We start from the raw sequence: 16,558 nt of genomic DNA, 5'->3' as shown, positions 1-16,558 counted from the left end.
CATGAGTATCTTCACCGAAGCCCAGGCCAAGGCCATCCTCGACAAGGTCATCGCCCTGTCCAAGGCCGATGAGTGCACCGCCGTACTGGCCGGTGCGATCAACGGCAACATCCGTTTCGCGCTGAACAATGTCTCCACCAGCGGCATCGTCGACAACACCGAACTGGCGGTGACCGTCGCCTTCGGCAAGCGCGTCGGCACCGCCTCGATCAACGAGTTCGACGATGCCGCGCTGGAACGCGTGGTACGCCGCGCCGAAGACCTGGCGCGCCTGGCGCCGGAGAACCCGGAGTTCATGCCGGCCATCGGCAAGCAGAGCTATCGCGCCAGCCCGACCTTCAGCGAATCCACTGCAGCGATCGATCCGGCCTTCCGCGCCAAGGTCGCCGCCGATTCGATCGCCCCGTGCCGTGGCCACGGCCTGATCGCCGCCGGCTTCCTCGAAGACGGCCAGGGCTTCCAGGCCACCGCCAACAGCAACGGCAACTTCGCCTACCAGCGCACCACCAACTTCGACTACACCTGCACCGTGCGTACCGAAGACGGCCGCGGTTCGGGCTGGGTCGGCCGCAACCTGAAGGACGCAGCGGACTTCAAGGCCGACCAGGACATCCGCATCGCCATGCGCAAGGCCACCGAGTCGGCCGAAGCCAAGGCGCTGGAGCCGGGCAAGTACACGGTGATCCTGGAACCGGCCGCAGCCGCGGGCCTGATCAGCTTCATGATGAACTTCTTCAGCGCACGCTCGGCCGATGAAGGCCGCAGCTTCCTGTCGAAGAAGGGCGGCGGCAACAAACTGGGCGAGCAGGTCTACGATCCGCGCGTGACCATGTTCGCCGACCCGTGGCACCCGGACGCACCGGTGCTGCCGTGGGACAACGAGGGCATGCCACGCGAGCGCATCGCCATCATCGAAAACGGCAGGATCGCCAACCTGGACTACTCGCGCTTCTGGGCCCAGAAGCAGGGCAAGACCGCCAAGGCCTCGCCGGGCAACCTGCTGATGAGCGGTGGCGACAAGAGCACCGCCGAGCTGGTGCGCGGCACCCAGAAGGGCATCCTGGTCACCCGTACCTGGTACATCCGCATGGTTGATCCGCAGACCGTGCTGCTGACCGGCCTGACCCGCGACGGCACCTTCTACATCGAGAACGGCCAGATCAAGCACCCGGTGAAGAACTTCCGCTTCAACGAGTCGCCGGTGATCATGCTCAACAACATCGAAGAGCTGGGCAAGCCGGTGCGCGTGGCCGGCGATGAATCCAGCTACGTGATGATGATCCCGCCGATGAAGCTGCGCGATTTCACCTTCACCTCGCTGTCCGACGCCGTCTGATGGATCGCCGGGCCTGCCTGCGCTGGTTGGCCGCTGCCGCTTCGGCGGCGGCGCTGCCGGCTTTCGCGCAGGCAGGCCCGCGCAGTTCCCGCTACGACTTCTGGTTCACCCGCCTGCAGTACGACTCCGGCGACTGGGACGTGGACGCGCGCATGCCGTCCAACCTGATCACCTCGCTGATCGACTACACCTCGCTGCGCGTGGATCCGCAGGAGCACGTGGTGGCGCTGGCCGACCCGCGCATGCTGGAAGCGCCGTTCTGCTACCTGGCCGGCCACACACTGGTGGAGTTCAATGCCGCCGAGCGGCAGAACTTCGTGCGCTACGTGCGCAATGGCGGCTTCGTCTTCGTCGACGACTGCAACCATGATATCGACGGCCTGTTCGCCACCTCGTTCGAGGCGCAGATGGGTCGCCTGTTTGGACCGAAGGCATTGCAGAAGCTGCCCAACAGCCACGCGCTGTACCGCAGCTTCTTCCGCTTCCCCGACGGGCCACCGGCCACCAGTTTCGAGCTCAATGGCTGGGGCGATGACCTGGTACACGACTACCTGAAAGGCATCGAGGTCGACGGCCGCCTGGGCCTGCTCTACAGCAACAAGGACTACGGCTGCGAGTGGGACTACGACTGGCGCAACAAGCGCTTCCTGGCCGAAGACAACACCCGCTTCGGCGTCAACATCGTGATGTACGCGTTGAACAATTGATAGGACCTGCACGCCCATGACCACCGCTGACCTCGACTCCCTGCTGCCGCGCCTGCACGATCTGCGCGCTGCGCTCGCACGCGCGGTGGTGGGCCAGAACACCGTGGTCGAACAGCTGCTGATCGGCCTGCTGGCCGGCGGCCACTGCCTGCTGGAAGGCGCCCCGGGGCTGGGCAAGACCCTGCTGGTGCGCTCGCTCGGGCAGGCGCTGGAGCTGCAGTTCCGGCGCGTGCAGTTCACCCCCGACCTGATGCCCAGCGACATCCTCGGTACCGAGTTGCTGGAGGAAGATCACGGCACCGGCCATCGCCATTTCCGCTTCCAGCAGGGCCCGATCTTCACCAACCTGCTGCTGGCCGACGAACTCAACCGTACCCCGCCCAAGACCCAGGCCGCGCTGCTGGAAGCGATGCAGGAGCGTACCGTCAGCTACGCAGGCACCACGTATGCACTGCCTGCACCGTTCTTCGTGCTGGCCACGCAGAACCCGATCGAGCAGGCCGGCACCTACCCGCTGCCGGAAGCACAGCTGGATCGTTTCCTGCTGCACGTGCTGGTGGATTACCCGAGCGAGGACGAAGAGCGGCAGATCCTGGAACAGACCACCGGCGGTGCCACCGACGCGGTGCCGAAGGTGATGGATGCCGAAGCGGTGATTGCCCTGCAGGCCGCGGTGCGCCAGGTGCATGTCAGCCCCGATGTGCTGGCCTGGATCACCCGCCTGGTGCGCGCCAGCCGTCCCGGCGAAGGCGCACCGGCGGCAATCAACCAATGGGTGAAATGGGGCGCTGGCCCACGCGCCGGGCAATCGCTGGTGCTGGCGGCGAAAGCACGCGCATTGCTGCAGGGCCGCTTCGCCGCCACCCGTGAGGATGTGCAGGCCTTGGCCGCGCCGGTGATGCGTCATCGCCTGCTGTTGTCGTTCGCCGCCGAGGCCGAGCAGAAGCGTGCCGACGACGTGGTCGCCGCCCTGCTGCAGGCCGTGCCGTTCCCGGGTTGAGCCACGCGTGAACGCTGGTACGTCGTTGACCCTGCCACCCGAACTGCGCGCGCGCCTGCGCCTGCTGCGGTTGCGGCCGCGCCTGGCCAGCGGTGCGAGCGGCATTGGCCAGCACGCCAGCCGCAGCCGTGGTGCCGGCCTGGAGTTCGCCCAGTACCGGGCCTACGAGCCGGGCGACGAACTGCGCCAGATCGACTGGAAGCTGTATGCGCGCTCGGACCGCTTCTTCGTGCGCGAATCCGAACGCGAAAGCCCGATCACGGTCTGGCTGCTGCTCGATGCCACCGCTTCGGCCGGTCAGGCCGACCGCGCGGCGCCGGAACGCACGCGCTTGGACCACATGCGCGGCGTGGCCGCGTGCGTGGTGGAGCTGGCCCTGCAGCAGGGCGACCGTTTCGGCCTGCTGGCGATCAATGGCGATGGCCTGCAGCTGGTACCCGCAGCGAACGGCGCACGCCAGCGTGACCGCGTGCATCTGCAACTGCATGCCCTGCAGGCACGCGGCGGCTGGCCTGCGGCCGATCGCCTGCGCCCGCTGTGGGAGCGCGTGCGTCCGGGCGACCTGCTGCTGGCGATCGGTGATGGCTTCGACGAGGCCGGCATCGTGCTGCTGGAACAACTGGCCAGCGCGCGCCGCGAAGTGGCCCTGCTGCAGATCCTGACTGCCGACGAACGCGACTTCCCGTTCGACGCCGGCCATCGCTTCCGCGATCCGGAGACCGGCGAGGAACTGCTGGGCGATGGCGCGGCGATCCGCAGCGACTACCTGCAGCGCTTCGCTGGCGCACGCAACGCATTGCAGTCGCGCCTGCAGGCCAGTGGCATCGCCAGTGCCACCGGCTGGCTCGACCAGCCGCTGGATCAACCACTGCAGGCGCTGTTCGGGCGTGGGGGCGGTGCATGATCCTGCTGTTCCCGTTGGGCCTGGCCGCGCTCGCCGCAGGGCTGTTGCCGTTGTTGATCCACCTCGCCCGCCGCCATCCGTACACACCGCTGGATTTCGCCGCGCTGCGCTGGCTGCGCGCACAGATCCGGCCACGCCAGCGCATCCGCTTCGATGACTGGCCATTGCTGCTGGTGCGCCTGCTGTTGCTTGCCGCGCTGGCTTTGCTGCTGGCACGGCCTGCGTTGACCGGGCCCGTGCCGGCCTCCAGTGCATGGACGGTGGTGGCCCCGGGACTGGATGCCGCCGCACTGCGCGGTACCGCTGCGGATCGCAACTGGCACTGGCTGGCGCCCGGCTTCCCGGCCATTGATCAGGCGCCACCTGCAGCCAGTGCATCCCTGCCCAGCCTGCTGCGCGAACTGGACGCGCAGCTGCCCGTTGGCACCGCATTGACCGTGCACGTTCCCGATCCCCTGCCCGGCCTGGACGGCGCACGCCTGCAGCTGTCGCGCGAGGTGCAGTGGCGCCCGCAGCCGATGCCGGTCACTGCGCAACCGCGTGCCGCAACGTCGCCGCGCCTGCGCGTGCACAGCGATGCTTCGGCCGCTGCCCAGCACTGGTTGAATGCACTGCAGCGCGCGTGGGGTGTGCAGGCGCCGCTCGCTCCTCTGGTGGCGGATACCCTGCCCGAACGCGGCGAGATCGGCGTATGGAGCCGCAACGATGCACTGCCGGCGAACTGGCAGGCGTGGCTGCGCGACGGCGGTCGTGTGCTGATCGCCGCCAAGCCCGCCACGGAAGCCCAGGTCCTGCTGCGCAGCGCCGAAGGCGTGCCGCTGTTGTGGCAGCAACGTGTCGGCCTTGGCCGCCTGCTGTCACTACCGGGTGATTGGGATGCCGCCAGCAACACCGCGCTGCGCGATCCACAGCTGCCGCGTTCCCTGCTGCTGGCCCTGCAGCCGCCGCCGTCGCCACGCGTGGGCGATGCACAGGACCAGGCGCCGCGCCAGATTGCACTGCCCGCCGCAGCGTCGCCGGTGCGTGAGCCCACGGCGTGGCTTCTGCTGGCAATCGTGCTGCTGTTCGCACTGGAACGCTGGATGGCCAGCAGCGCGCGGCGCAGGGCGATCGCATGAAGACGCTGCAGCATGCCTGGCAACGTGCGCGTCGTCGCCGCGCCGCCATCACCCTGCTGCTGGGCCTGCCGTGGGCGCTGGCTGCGACGGCGCTCGCACTGCGGCTGTCCGGTTTCGATATCGCCTGCGTGGTCGCCACGGTCAGCCTGCTCGCCTGCGCAGCGCTCGCCACGGCACGTTCCCGCCAGCTGGACCCGCAGTGGCTGCAGCGCCAACTCGATGGCAGTGGTGCCAGCGAGGACAGTGCCGATCTGCTGTTCGCCGATACGCTCACCCTCAATCCGCTGCAGCAGCGCCAGCGCGCGCGCGTGCTGGCCACGCTGGAACGCGCGATGCCGGAACTGCGTCCGCGCTGGCCGCGTGGGGCATTGGCGCTGTGCTGGATCGCAGGCCTGGCCATCGTTGCGCTGGCACTCGGCTGGCCGCGTTCGAATCCCGGTTCCGCGCCTGCTCGCACGTCGGCGCCAGGCAGCACGGCGTCCGCAGGCCCGCTGCAACTGCAGTCCAGTCGCCTGCGCATCGACGCACCGGCTTACACCGGGCAAGCCACGCTGACGCAGAGCACGCTGGATGCAAAGGTCGCCGCCGACAGCCAGCTGTCGTGGTCGTTGCGCTTCGACCACGCACCGGCCAAGGCATGGCTGCAGTTCCACGATGGTCGACGGCTGCCGCTGAGCGAGCGCGATGGGCAGTGGCAGGCACAGGATGTGGCGCGCACGCCGGTGCTGTACCGCGTGGTGAGCGAACCGGCGCTGGCCGAAACCCGCCTGTACCGGCTGGATGTTGTGGCCGACCGCGCGCCCAGCGTGCGCGTGCTGGAGCCGGCCGCCAGCCTGGTGCTGGGCACGCCGGGGCAACGCCAGTGGGCGCTGCGCTTCGAGGCCAGCGACGATTACGGTGTCGCGGCGCAGGCAACGCTGTCGATCACCACCACCCAGGGCAGCGGCGAGAACATCACCTTCGTGAAGCGCAGCGTCACGCTTGCCGGCAGCGGCGAAGCCACCGCGCGGCGTTTCGCCCATATCCTTGATCTTGCTGCGCTGGGCGCACAGCCCGACAACGATGTCATCGCCCAGCTGGAAGTGCGCGACAACCATGCGCCCACGCCGCAGACCGGACGCAGCAGCAGCGTGATCCTGCGCCTGCCCAGCGCCGAAGTCGCACTCGGTGCAGAGCTGGAAGGCCGCATCAAGAAGACCCTGCCTGCCTACTTCCGCAGCCAGCGGCAGATCATCATCGATGCCGAAGCGCTGATCCGACAGCGCCGCACTCTTGCCGCCGAGGACTTCGTGAAGCGCAGCGATGCGATCGGTGTCGACCAGCGCATCCTGCGCCTGCGCTACGGCCAGTTCCTGGGTGAGGAAAGCGAAGGTGCGCCGAAGCCACCGCCGACCAGCGACCTGCCCACCAGCGATACGCCCGCCGCAGACGACCACGATCACGACGACGATCACGATCACGACCATGACGCCGAGGCTGGCGCGCACGACGCGCATGGCCACGATCACGGCGGCAAGCCAGCCAACGCCGATACGCCGCCGGTGTTCGGCAGCGCCACCGATGTGCTCTCCGAATACGGCCACACCCATGACCACGCCGAAGCTGCGACCCTGCTCGACCCACAGACCCGCGCCACGCTGAAGGCCGCGCTGGACCAGATGTGGTCGGCCGAAGGCGAGCTGCGCCAGGGCCGACCGGAGCAGGCATTGCCCTTCGCCTACAAGGCATTGGGCTTCATCAAGCAGGTGCAGCAGGCCGAGCGCATCTATCTGGCCCGTGTCGGACCGGAGCTGCCACCGATCGATGAAGGCCGCCGCCTCGGCGGTGACCGTGCCGGGCTGGCCAGTCGTGAACTGCCGCTGGCCGCCCGCACCCCGCCCGATCCGGCCATCGTAGAAGCCTGGCAGCGTCTCGGCGACGACACCGGCGCGCCGGATCTGGATGCGCTCGCGACCTGGCAGCAGCGCAACGCGGCCTACCTGCCCGATGCACTCGATCTGGCTGCGGCCATCGAGCAGCTGCGCATCGAGCCCGGTTGCCACGACTGTCGCCAGCGCCTGCGTGCACAGTTGTGGCGGGCGCTGCAGCGTCCGCTGCCGCAGGCGATGCGGCGCAGTGCCGCCGATGCGATGGGCCAGCGGTACCTTGATGCGCTGGAGGCGCAGCCATGAACGCCTCCGCTGTGAACCTGTGGATTGCACTGGCACTCGCCCTGATCGTGGTCATCGCCAGCGTGCGCCAGCTGCGTGGAAACACCGCGCACCCCGGCCGCCGGTGGATCGTGATCGCACTGCAGATCATCGTCGCCGCGCTGCTGTATTTCTGCCTGGTGCCGCCCACCCGCCAGCAACCCGCAGGCGGGCTGGTGGTGCTCGGAACCGATGCCGACAAGGCCAGCGCGCTCCCGGCCAGCGAAGGCCCGCTGTTGCTGTTGCCGGAAGCTGCCGATATTCCCGGCGCACAGCGCGTTCCCGACCTGGCCACCGCGCTGCGCCAGCATCCGGCGTCCACACTGACACTGGTCGGTGCGGGCCTGGCCGCACGTGACCGTGACGCGCTGCTGCCACCGGATGTACGTTGGCAGGCCGCACCGGAGCCGCGCGGCTGGATCGCACTGCAACCACCGGCCGATGTCGCTCCCGGTGCTCGTTTTGACGTCCAGGCACAGGCGCGTGGCGCGGCCAAAGCGAAAGCAGAGCTGCTTGACCCCGCCGACAGCGTGGTTGATCGCACGGACGTTGCCGAGGACGGGCGCGTGAAGCTCAGCGGCATCGCCCGCGCCGAGGGCCGCAGCGTGTTCCAGCTGCGCCTGCTCGATGCCGACGGCCATGTGGTGGACAGCGTACCGGTACCGCAGCAGACCCTGCCGGCCGCACCGCTGCGCCTGCTGGTGCGCGCCAGTGCGCCGGGTCCAGAGCTGAAGTACCTGCGGCGTTGGGCGGCCGATGCCGGCATCCGCGTGCAGGTGCAGGCCGATACCGGGGCGGGTGTCAGCGTGGGAGATGGCGCGGTCGCGCTGGATGCGGCGTCACTCGCGCGCAGCGATCTGCTGTTGCTGGACGAGCGCAGCCTGGCCGCATTGAGTGCCGGCCAGCTGGCTGCCGTGCGGCAGGCGTTGCGCGAGGGACTGGGCGTGCTGGTACGCAGTGCGGGCGCACCTTCGGCCAGCGCGCGCCAGCGCCTCCGCGATCTGGGCCTGCCGGTGCAAGGCGATGGCAGCAACCACGCCCTCGAACTTCCCGGCGACGGCGACAGCGCGGTCCTCGCCGCACGGCGTGGCCCGCTCGCCGCGGGTACGCTGCCGACCGGCTACGGCGAAGAGGCTGACCGCAGCTCGCACAATGCTCCCCTGCCTGTGCTGGAAGCACTCGCGCTGCAGGCACCGGGCAGCACCGCCCTGCTGCAGGATGGCACGGGCAAGGCTGTCGGTGGCTGGCGCGCTGCCGGCAAGGGCCGCATCGGCCTGCTGCCAATCACCGACAGCTGGCGCTGGGTACTGGCCGGGCGCGACGACCGCCACGGCGAACTGTGGAGCGGCGTGGTGGCCACGCTGGCACGTGCACAGGGCAGCGCTGATGCGCTGTGGTCACCGCAACCGATCGGCTGGGCAGGCGAACGACAGGCGCTGTGCGGCGTGCAGGCGCCGCTGCAGGTCTTCAACAAGCGTGGCGACGATGTACCCCTGATCGTCGATGGCGCGACGTCGGCGCTGCGCTGCGTCGGCTGGTGGCCCCGTGAGGCAGGCTGGCAGCGCCTGCAGCATGGCGACAGCACCGTCTGGCGCTATGTGTTCGATCCGAAGGATGCACCGACGCTGCATCGGCAGGCGATGATCGATGCGACCACGCGTGCACTGGCGGCCAGCACGCCGGCAAACGCGTCAGTGATGCAACCCGTGGCAGGCCCACGCTGGCCGTGGTGGCTGGCGTTCGTGTTGTGCGCATCGCTGCTGTGGTGGCTGGAACGGCGGCGCTGAGCCCATCGATTGGATCGCGTACAGCATCCACGCATGGCGTGGATCTACTGGCCGGTTGCCCTGGTAGATGCCAACCTTGGTTGGCGCCTTTCCGCGAGGTCAACGCGTGCCCGCGCGCCGGTACACGCCATTGAAGCGCACGTTCATGCCACCGCATTCGCTGTTGTCGGCCACGATCAGCACCTCCCTCAGCGAATGCACGCGCACCTTGCAGGTGTCCTCTACAAACTCGACATCGGCACCATGCGGCGCCGCGCGCGCTTCCATCTGGCCCATGTTCGGCCCGTAGGGACGCTGCTCCGGCGTGGGGTTGGCGGAGGGCCAGTAGGCATCACCCTCCACATGCAGTTGCCCGCCCTGCACGGTGATGCGCAGGCCGTTGTCGCCGTCCTTCCAGTTGCCCGCCCAATCCTGCAGCGACGGCACGACCACCGGCAACGCCTGCAGCTTGCTGCGGTCCACCCAGCCAGCACTGCCACCCACCTTGTTCGGGAAGAACGCGCAGCGGTAGCGGCCAAGATCACGCCCGGTCACCACGGTATCGCCATTGACCACATAGCTGCGCTGTCGGCAGGCCGGTTCGCCCTTCGCCGGGCAGCCGTCCATGTCGCCAAGCAGGTACAGACGGGGCGCATCGACCACCCGCGCCAGGGCGAACCGGCTCTGTTCAGAGGGAAACGCGCCATTGCGGCAGGCGCCATCACCGGCGATGCCATCCGCGAAGGCGGACGCCGGCAGCAATGCCGCCATCAGGCAGATCGAACGCAGGAACATGGCAGCACTACTGGTGGGGGAGCCGGCAGGATATACCGGCCTACTTCACCGGCGATGCATCACCGGCATCGTGCTCCTGGGAGAACCGCAGCGCACGCTGCCGCTGTTCGGCACTGAGTTCCGGCGGTGGCCGTGCGGTCGCGGCCTGGATCTGGTCCGGCCCTCCGGTGAGCTTGTTCAAGCCCCTGCCAGCCGCCAGCACGCCCTTGACCACGCCCATCATGATGTAGCCACCGCCCATGCTGACCTGCTCCGGCGACGGCGGCTCGCTCCAGTCGCGACTGAAGCGGTTGTCGCCGAACTTCACCGGATTCTTGAAACGGTACAGATCCAGCGGCTCGTCTTCGGGCTTGAGCGCACGCACTTCGCCAAGGGTGGTGACGTTGTCCTGCGGCAGGGTGGTGGAGATCGGCGCGGTGGTTGCCGCCAGCGCATCTGCAGGAGGTTCGGGCGCTGGGTTGGGCACCGCTACCGGCGTGGCCTGCTGCGCCTGCGCGATACCGGCCAGCAGCATGCTGGCCAGGAGTGCTCCCTGCGTTCCACGTCGTGCCACAGCCATCCACCCTGTTGGTTGCGTCCAGCACCCAAGGATACGGATACGGGCTTCAGATTTCGTTGCTGCACTGGCAGCTGTTCAGCCAGGGGAGATGCGGCGACACCACGGGACGCGAGCACTGAACGGTTCACGCCCTTCGCGTGCGATGTCTCACATCCTGAGACGTGAATGTGGTGCCATGTGACCCCTCGAAAAACGTCCCGGCTCCATCTTCCATGGCTTACGAACTCGCCAAGCGCACCGCCGATGCCGAGCAGAAGCTCGCCACCCGTGATGGCCTGCCGGCCCGCGACGGCGCCCTGCTCAGTGCGCGCCTGCAGCGCCGCTACCAGGACCGCATCACCGGCAGCTTCGCCATTCCCGGCCGCGAAGGCCGCTATGCGCCCATTCCCGATTCGGTACCGCCGGCCCTGGCCGCCGCCCTTAAAGCGCGAGGCATCGAACAGCTCTACAGCCACCAGTCCGAAGCCTGGGAGGCCAGCCAGCGCAGCGAGCATGTGGCCATCGTCACCCCCACTGCCAGCGGCAAGTCGCTGTGCTACACCCTGCCGGTGGTCAGCGCGGCAATGCAGGACAAGGCCAAGGCGCTGTACCTGTTTCCGACCAAGGCGCTGGCTCAGGACCAGGTGGCCGAGCTGCTGGAACTCAACCGTGCCGGCGATCTGGGCGTAAAGGCCTTCACCTTTGACGGCGACACCCCCGGCGATGCGCGGCAGGCCATCCGCCTGCATGGCGACATCGTGGTGTCCAACCCGGACATGCTGCACCAGGCGATCCTGCCGCATCACACCAAGTGGGCGCAGTTCTTCGAGAACCTGCGCTACATCGTCATCGACGAGGTACACACCTACCGCGGCGTGTTCGGCAGCCACGTCACCAACGTACTGCGCCGGCTCAAGCGCATCTGCGCGTTCTACGGCGTGCAACCGCAGTTCATCCTGTGCTCGGCCACCATCGGCAACCCGCAGGCGCATGCCGAGGCGCTGATCGAGGCACCGGTCACCGCCATCACCGAATCCGGCGCGCCCAGCGGGCCCAAGCAGGTGCTGCTGTGGAACCCGCCGGTGATCAATCCGGACCTGGGCCTGCGCGCCTCGGCACGCTCGCAGAGCAACCGCATCGCGCGCATCGCGATCAAGTCCGGGCTGAAGACCCTGGTGTTCGCGCAGACCCGCTTGATGGTCGAGGTGCTGACCAAGTACCTGAAGGACATCTTCGACCACGACCCGCGCAAGCCGCCGCGCATCCGCGCCTACCGTGGCGGCTACCTGCCCACCGAACGCCGCGAGACCGAGCGTGCGATGCGCGCGGGCAACATCGACGGCATCGTCAGCACCTCGGCACTGGAGCTGGGCGTGGATATCGGCAGCCTGGACGTGGTCATCCTCAACGGCTACCCCGGCAGCGTGGCCGCCACCTGGCAGCGCTTCGGCCGTGCCGGCCGCCGCCAGCAACCGGCGCTTGGGGTGATGGTGGCCAGTTCGCAGCCGCTGGACCAGTACGTGGTGCGGCATCCGGACTTCTTCGCCGAGGCCTCGCCCGAGCACGCGCGCATCGCGCCGGACCAGCCGCTGATCCTGTTCGACCACATCCGCTGCGCGGCGTTCGAGCTGCCGTTCCGGGTCGGCGATGGCTTCGGCCCGATCGACCCGGAAGTGTTCCTGGAAGCACTGGCCGAAACCGAGGTGATTCACCGCGAAGGCGAACGCTGGGAGTGGATCGCCGACAGCTATCCGGCCAACGCGGTCAGCCTGCGCGCGGTGGCCGACGGCAACTTCGTGGTGGTCGACCGCAGCGATGGCCGCCAGCAGATCATCGCCGAGGTCGATTATTCCGCTGCCGCACTCACCCTGTACGAAGGCGCCATCCACATGGTGCAGTCCACGCCCTACCAGGTGGAGACGCTCGACTGGGACGGCCGCAAGGCCTACGTCACCCGCACGCATGTGGATTACTACACCGACAGCATCGACTTCACCAAGCTCAAGGTGCTGGACCGCTTCGACGGCGGCGTGGCCGGGCGTGGCGATTCGCATCATGGCGAAGTGCACGTGGTGCGCCGCGTGGCCGGCTACAAGAAGATCCGCTACTACACCCACGAGAACATCGGCTACGGCCCGGTGAACCTGCCCGACCAGGAACTGCACACCACTGCGGTGTGGTGGCAGCTGCCGCAGGCGCTGCTGCTGCGCGCGTTCGCCAGCAAGCAGGATGCGCTGGATGGCTTCCTCGGCGCCGCGTATGCGCTGCACATCGTCGCCACCGTGGCGGTGATGGCCGATGCGCGCGACCTGCAGAAGTCGGTCGGCAACGGCGATGGTTCCTGGTTCGCGATCGCCGACCAGAGCGGCCGTGGTCAACTGCGCGGCAGCGAAGGTGATCCTGGTGTGGTGGAACTGCTGCAGGAGTTCGTGCCCACCGTATACCTATACGACAACTTTCCCGGCGGCGTCGGTCTCAGCGAACCGCTGTGGCAGCGCCAGGCCGAGCTGGTGCAGCGCGCGCGCGAACTGGTGCAGCGCTGCGACTGCAAGGCCGGCTGCCCGGCCTGCGTGGGCCCGGTACTGGCCGCGCAGGAAGAGGATGACACCTCGCCGCGCGCGCTGGCGCTGCGTGTGCTGGACCTGTTCGATGGCGAGGCCTGCCAGCACGTGCCCGACGTGGTGATGACCACGCGCGATCCGATGGAGCTGCTGGCCCCGTGAGCCTGAGCCTGGACAAGCTGCGCCTGCTGCGGAAGCAGGCCGGTGACCCGAAAGCAGTCACGCCGGTGGCGCCCGAGCCGCCAGCGACGGTCCCGGTAGCCGCCAACGATGCACAGCAGCCGCCGGCCGAGCGTTCGGTGTTCGCCTGGGTCGAGCAGGAGATCCGCCACAAGCCGACCGGCGCTGCCGCGCCCGTGACGGCCGCCACACCGCTGCGTCGGCCGGAAGTGGGCAGCCTGCACCGCCTGCTCGGCCTGCGCTCACGTGGTGGAGCCGCACCGGCACGCGCCAGTGCGCAGGATCGCCAGCTGCCCGGTGAGGAAATCGCACCGGGCCTGTTCCTGATCGAATCGCTGCAGCCGCAGCCCATTCCGTCGCAGCCGCTGTCACTGGATTTCGCCCGTCGCGAAGGCGAACACGTGGCCCCACGCGATCTGCTGTTCTTCGATACCGAGACCACCGGCCTGGCCGGCGGCACCGGCACGCGTGCCTTCATGATCGGTGCCGCCGACTGGCATGTGTGCCCGCAACGCGGCGAAGGCCTGCGCATCCGCCAGCTGCTGATGGCGACGATGGCCGCCGAGGATGCGATGCTGGCCACCTTCGCCCGCTGGCTGCAGCCGTCCACCGTGTTCTGCAGCTACAACGGCCGCAGCTACGATGCGCCGCTGCTGAAGGCGCGCTACCGGCTGGCCCGCCAGCGCTGCCCGATCAGCGCGCTGGATCACGTCGACCTGCTCTATCCCACCCGCCGCCGCTATCGCGGCACGTGGGAGAACTGCAAGCTGTCCACCATCGAACGCCAGCTGCTGCGCGTGGTGCGCGAGGACGACCTGCCCGGTTCTGAAGCGCCGGGCGCATGGCTGCGCTTCCTGCGCGGCGGCGACGCGGTGAACCTGCGCCGGGTGGCCGACCACAACCACCAGGACGTGGTGACCCTGGCCCTGCTGCTGCAGCGGCTGGTACGGGAAGAACAACGTGAGCGCGAAACCCTGGCGCTGGTCGGGCAGTAGGCGTTGACGCAGCCTGACGGTGGCAGCGGTGACACTGCCGCCACCATCCATGCCTGGAGCCCGACGATGCGCCTCAATCCCCTGGTCCTGCTCGCCATCCTGCCGTTGGCCGCCTGCAGTCACGCCGGCAGCACCACCACCCACGATCCCGCGCCAGCGCCCGTGGCCGATGCCGCGCACGAATGCAGGCCGGAGGCGCTGGATGCCTTCACCGGCAAGACCGCCGACGAAGCCACGATCAAGAAACTGGTGGCTGACAGCGGCGCGCGCGGTGCACGGGTAGTCAAACCCGGCATGGCGGTGACCATGGACTTCCGCCAGGACCGCGTGACCGTGCAGGTGGATGCGCAGAACCGGATCGAACGCGCCAGCTGCGGTTGATCGCCCGGTGGGTAGCGCCGGGCCATGCCCGGCGCCTTCCCTCTCCAGGCGTGCCGCTGCGCTCGCCGGGCATGGCCCGGCGCTACCGCCGTTTCAGAGGCGCTCGGCTTTGCCGCTGGCCAGTACGCGCGCGATCACCTGCTGCGCCTGCTGCGATGCCTGCGCATGTACGCGCGCCTGACGCTCGCCCAACGCGGCCTGTTGGCTGCCCAGTGCCGCCTGTCGGCTGGCCAGTTCAGACTGCTGGCTGGCCAGGCGCTGCATGTCACGGGTGCGGCCGGATTGCGCGGCCTCGCTGCGGGCTTCCTGCATTGCACGACGTGCCTCAACGGCGGCCTCGCGTGCAGCCTCACGTGCAACGGCCATATCGCTGGTCGCACCACGCGCCGCCTTCGCGGCTTCTGCGGCGGCCTCACGGTTGATGTCGTGGGCAGCCATCGCGCTGCGCGCTACCTCAGCGGCGGCCAGCGCAAGGCGGCGTGACTCCTCACCCTGCAGGCGGCCCATCTCACCCATCTGCCTGCCGAGTTCGCCCTGCTCGCGACCCAGCGCACTCTGCTGGCGGCCCAGTTCGCTCTGCTGGCGACCCAGGTCTGCGGCGCCGCTGTAGGCGCGCTGCAGGGTCTGGATCAGCATCGGGTCGCGCACCACATAGCGCTTGTCGCCCTGGCGGAACCACAGCGCCGGCCCCTTGCCGAGCTGCCTGCGGGCCACCGTTACATCGTCGATGCCGCCATTGGCGAAGGTCGAATCACCATCGACCAGCACGTAGGCCTGCAACGGCGACTTGCCGAGATCCAGGCGCCCGTAGGTGGTGATGGAGGTGGTGTGGGAAGTCGAATGCTCACTGTGCATGTCGGTATCCACATCGACATCCACGTCGACCGCCACATCGGCATCGTCCGGGCCTGACAGCGCCTCGACATCGGCCGGCTCGGCAGGCGGCGCGGGCGCCACCGGCACGGCCGGAACGCGCGCGGACGACGGAGGTGCGGGCGGCGCGTTCGGAGCCTTCGGCGGCGGCGGCACCACGGCCTTCGGCGCCGTAGGAGGCGCGGGCGGGGCCGGCGGCACTGGCGCCGCCACCAGCCGCATCGGTGCCACGCCCACCACAACGACGACAGCGGTCAACGCCATCGCCAGGATGCGCGGGCAGGCCCGGCGCGGCTGCAGCGAGAGCAGGCGACGCTTGAGGCTGGTGGTGTTCGGCGCGGCGCTGGCCACGCCCAGGTGTGGCTGCGGTGCCACGCCAAGCTGCAACAGCAGGCGACCGTAGGCCTGGCGGCTGGCGCCGTGCTGGCCAACCACGGCCGCATCCACCGCTTCTTCGCGGGCCTGTGCGTATTCGCGCACCGACAGGCGCAACAGCGGGTGGAAGAAGAACAGGTGCTGGGCCAGTGCGGGCAGCAGGCCCCACTGCAGGTCACGCCGCTGCAGGTGCTGCAGTTCATGCGTCAGTGCCAGATCCAGCGCGTCACCCTGCAGGGCATTGTCGCCGGCCGGCAGCAGCAGCACCGGGCGGAACGGCCCGACCAGCTGCGGTGCATCCACCTGCGTGCTCATCCACAACCGCGGCGCAGGACGCACGCCGTGCGCATCGGAGGCCAGTTGCAGGGCCTGCACCAGCGCTTCGTCCTCGCAGGGATAGGCGGCGGCCAGCAGCGCGCGGCAGCGGCGCCATTCACCAAAGGTACGCAGCGCCATCAGCAGCACGCCGGATGCCCACAGCGCAGCCAATGCAACGGCCCACCACGCCACTGCCGGCACGTCCGCTGCAGGCACCGGCATCGCCGCCAGCAGCTGTGCCGAGGCTTCCGGTGCCAGCGGGTAGACCAGATCTGCGGCAACGTCGGTGGCGGTCATCGCCACCGCCTGCGGTGCGGGCAACCAGGCCAGCTGCAGCGGCTGGCTCCAGAACAGGCCGAGCACGGCCTGCAGCGAGACCAGCCACCACAGGCGGCAGCGGGTCGCCGCCGACAGCGACGGCAGCGCGCGGCACAGGCCGTACACCAGCGCCACCAGCAGCACGGTCTGCAGGCTGGTCCAGCCCAACCGTTCCAGCATCGGAATCAGCATCGTGGTGTCCAT

Annotated in this window: 13 protein-coding genes; 10 read left to right on the top strand and 3 right to left on the bottom strand. The window is 68.9% G+C overall.

Annotated features, from left to right (window positions below):
- The first annotated feature begins 1 nt into the window (after position 1).
- Genes AC3ITW_RS00415 through AC3ITW_RS00385 form a run of 7 tightly spaced genes read left to right on the top strand, consistent with a single transcriptional unit; the run spans position 2 to position 9,041 of the window.
- Complete coding sequence (locus AC3ITW_RS00415) at positions 2–1,336, top strand: TldD/PmbA family protein (protein ID WP_489389951.1); 1,335 nt, start codon at positions 2–4, stop codon at positions 1,334–1,336.
- A complete protein-coding gene (locus tag AC3ITW_RS00410; RefSeq protein ID WP_012509667.1) occupies positions 1,336–2,043 on the top strand; it encodes a DUF4159 domain-containing protein in 708 nt (235 codons plus the stop codon). The genes AC3ITW_RS00415 and AC3ITW_RS00410 overlap by 1 nt, the downstream gene beginning before the upstream one ends.
- A 16-nt stretch (positions 2,044–2,059) precedes the next feature.
- Positions 2,060–3,043 (top strand): AAA family ATPase, encoded by a 984-nt coding sequence (locus tag AC3ITW_RS00405; protein WP_004134018.1) that lies wholly within the window; start codon positions 2,060–2,062, stop codon positions 3,041–3,043.
- 7 nt (positions 3,044–3,050) lie between these two features.
- Complete coding sequence (locus AC3ITW_RS00400) at positions 3,051–3,947, top strand: DUF58 domain-containing protein (RefSeq protein ID WP_153674898.1); 897 nt, start codon at positions 3,051–3,053, stop codon at positions 3,945–3,947.
- Complete coding sequence (locus AC3ITW_RS00395; protein WP_153674897.1) at positions 3,944–5,065, top strand: BatA domain-containing protein; 1,122 nt, start codon at positions 3,944–3,946, stop codon at positions 5,063–5,065. The genes AC3ITW_RS00400 and AC3ITW_RS00395 overlap by 4 nt, the downstream gene beginning before the upstream one ends.
- The gene (locus AC3ITW_RS00390; protein ID WP_489389950.1) at positions 5,062–7,236 is read left to right on the top strand and encodes a hypothetical protein; all 2,175 of its coding nucleotides are present in this window, start codon (positions 5,062–5,064) and stop codon (positions 7,234–7,236) included. Before AC3ITW_RS00395 ends, AC3ITW_RS00390 begins: the two co-directional genes overlap by 4 nt.
- Positions 7,233–9,041, top strand: coding sequence for a hypothetical protein (locus tag AC3ITW_RS00385; protein ID WP_153674895.1), 1,809 nt, complete (start codon positions 7,233–7,235; stop codon positions 9,039–9,041). The genes AC3ITW_RS00390 and AC3ITW_RS00385 overlap by 4 nt, the downstream gene beginning before the upstream one ends.
- Before the next feature lie 99 nt (positions 9,042–9,140).
- Here AC3ITW_RS00385 and AC3ITW_RS00380 read toward each other — a convergent pair whose 3' ends face one another.
- Positions 9,141–9,815 carry a hypothetical protein gene (locus AC3ITW_RS00380; protein WP_153674894.1) on the bottom strand — a complete coding sequence of 225 codons (675 nt, stop codon included), beginning with the start codon at positions 9,813–9,815 and terminating at the stop codon, positions 9,141–9,143.
- Between the two features lie 40 nt (positions 9,816–9,855).
- Positions 9,856–10,374 carry a hypothetical protein gene (locus AC3ITW_RS00375; RefSeq protein ID WP_065724044.1) on the bottom strand — a complete coding sequence of 173 codons (519 nt, stop codon included), beginning with the start codon at positions 10,372–10,374 and terminating at the stop codon, positions 9,856–9,858.
- A 212-nt stretch (positions 10,375–10,586) separates the two neighbouring features.
- Here AC3ITW_RS00375 and AC3ITW_RS00370 point away from each other — a divergent pair, with 212 nt between their 5' ends.
- The 3 genes from AC3ITW_RS00370 to AC3ITW_RS00360 all read left to right on the top strand — a co-directional run bounded on the left by AC3ITW_RS00370 (position 10,587) and on the right by AC3ITW_RS00360 (position 14,470).
- Positions 10,587–13,076, top strand: coding sequence for a DEAD/DEAH box helicase (locus AC3ITW_RS00370; protein WP_153674893.1), 2,490 nt, complete (start codon positions 10,587–10,589; stop codon positions 13,074–13,076).
- Positions 13,073–14,089: a ribonuclease H-like domain-containing protein gene (locus tag AC3ITW_RS00365; RefSeq protein WP_154354571.1), complete on the top strand. Its 1,017-nt coding sequence runs from the start codon at positions 13,073–13,075 to the stop codon at positions 14,087–14,089. The genes AC3ITW_RS00370 and AC3ITW_RS00365 overlap by 4 nt, the downstream gene beginning before the upstream one ends.
- Positions 14,090–14,155: 66 nt before the next feature.
- Positions 14,156–14,470, top strand: coding sequence for an I78 family peptidase inhibitor (locus tag AC3ITW_RS00360; RefSeq protein WP_032968013.1), 315 nt, complete (start codon positions 14,156–14,158; stop codon positions 14,468–14,470).
- A gap of 93 nt (positions 14,471–14,563) precedes the next feature.
- On the opposite strand, the gene AC3ITW_RS00355 is transcribed toward AC3ITW_RS00360, so the two are convergent.
- Positions 14,564–16,558: a M56 family metallopeptidase gene (locus AC3ITW_RS00355; protein ID WP_489389949.1), complete on the bottom strand. Its 1,995-nt coding sequence runs from the start codon at positions 16,556–16,558 to the stop codon at positions 14,564–14,566.

Source organism: Stenotrophomonas sp. KH_052 (assembly GCF_057838755.1).
Note: the sequence above shows the minus strand (reverse complement) of the source record. Positions and strands in the feature narration are given on the sequence as shown.

Excerpts from the sequence above, each read along its gene's own strand:
- AC3ITW_RS00415 (WP_489389951.1), top strand. The coding sequence starts at position 2 with ATGAGTATCTTCACCGAAGCCCAGGCCAAGGCCATCCTCGACAAGGTC.
- AC3ITW_RS00410 (WP_012509667.1), top strand. The coding sequence starts at position 1,336 with ATGGATCGCCGGGCCTGCCTGCGCTGGTTGGCCGCTGCCGCTTCGGCG.
- AC3ITW_RS00405 (WP_004134018.1), top strand. The coding sequence starts at position 2,060 with ATGACCACCGCTGACCTCGACTCCCTGCTGCCGCGCCTGCACGATCTG.
- AC3ITW_RS00395 (WP_153674897.1), top strand. The coding sequence starts at position 3,944 with ATGATCCTGCTGTTCCCGTTGGGCCTGGCCGCGCTCGCCGCAGGGCTG.
- AC3ITW_RS00390 (WP_489389950.1), top strand. The coding sequence starts at position 5,062 with ATGAAGACGCTGCAGCATGCCTGGCAACGTGCGCGTCGTCGCCGCGCC.
- AC3ITW_RS00385 (WP_153674895.1), top strand. The coding sequence starts at position 7,233 with ATGAACGCCTCCGCTGTGAACCTGTGGATTGCACTGGCACTCGCCCTG.
- AC3ITW_RS00380 (WP_153674894.1), bottom strand. The coding sequence starts at position 9,815 with ATGTTCCTGCGTTCGATCTGCCTGATGGCGGCATTGCTGCCGGCGTCC.
- AC3ITW_RS00375 (WP_065724044.1), bottom strand. The coding sequence starts at position 10,374 with ATGGCTGTGGCACGACGTGGAACGCAGGGAGCACTCCTGGCCAGCATG.
- AC3ITW_RS00370 (WP_153674893.1), top strand. The coding sequence starts at position 10,587 with ATGGCTTACGAACTCGCCAAGCGCACCGCCGATGCCGAGCAGAAGCTC.
- AC3ITW_RS00360 (WP_032968013.1), top strand. The coding sequence starts at position 14,156 with ATGCGCCTCAATCCCCTGGTCCTGCTCGCCATCCTGCCGTTGGCCGCC.
- AC3ITW_RS00355 (WP_489389949.1), bottom strand. The coding sequence starts at position 16,558 with ATGGACACCACGATGCTGATTCCGATGCTGGAACGGTTGGGCTGGACC.